The sequence below is a fragment of the Bacillus sp. P4_D3 genome (genome assembly GCF_056401855.1).
This window is the reverse complement of sequence record NZ_JBFUIN010001377.1, coordinates 1-501: the sequence shown is the minus strand read 5'-3', so window position 1 is coordinate 501 and position 501 is coordinate 1. Positions and strand designations below refer to the sequence as shown.

The 501-nt window shown below is 36.1% G+C and carries 1 protein-coding gene; it reads right to left on the bottom strand.

Going from position 1 to position 501, the window contains the following annotated elements; translation table 11 throughout:
• Positions 1 to 326, bottom strand: a 326-nt coding sequence (locus AC1DTM_RS31445) for a YunG family protein (protein WP_477001816.1), incomplete at its 3' end; no start/stop codon positions are given.
• Positions 327 to 501: the final 175 nt, after the last annotated feature.

Sequence of the window (501 nt, the reverse complement as noted above, 5' to 3'; positions counted from 1 at the left end):
GTCTTTTCCTTCAAAATGCTATATTGTTTTTCATTTGTATCTGCAAATGCTTCTTCACGGCTCGACTTCATGTCCATATAGTTTAATGTTTCATGAAATTGGGTCCTAGTAAAATCATACCTTTTCCCATCTACTTTATTGTAGAAATGCCATACTTCACCTATCTTCGTCTTTATTATCTCTCCCCCGCACAATTCTTGGACAATAAGGGCCGTTACACCACATTGTCCCTTTGCTGGGCTTTCGCTCGTCCACTTAGAACTCGTTTCTATTGACCAAGATTTTCTTAATGCTTCATATAGTTGTTTAATCTTTATGCTATCCATATTCAGCATCTCCTGACATTAGCAATTTCACACATCATATTATAAAAGCGGTAAAAGGCAATTTTTAAAAATCATTACTATTTGTAACACCGTTCAATATATTGAACGGTGTTACAAATGATTTAATTCACCTTTGCTCCATAACATCTCGCAACTGCAACCGCCTGCGCTATAT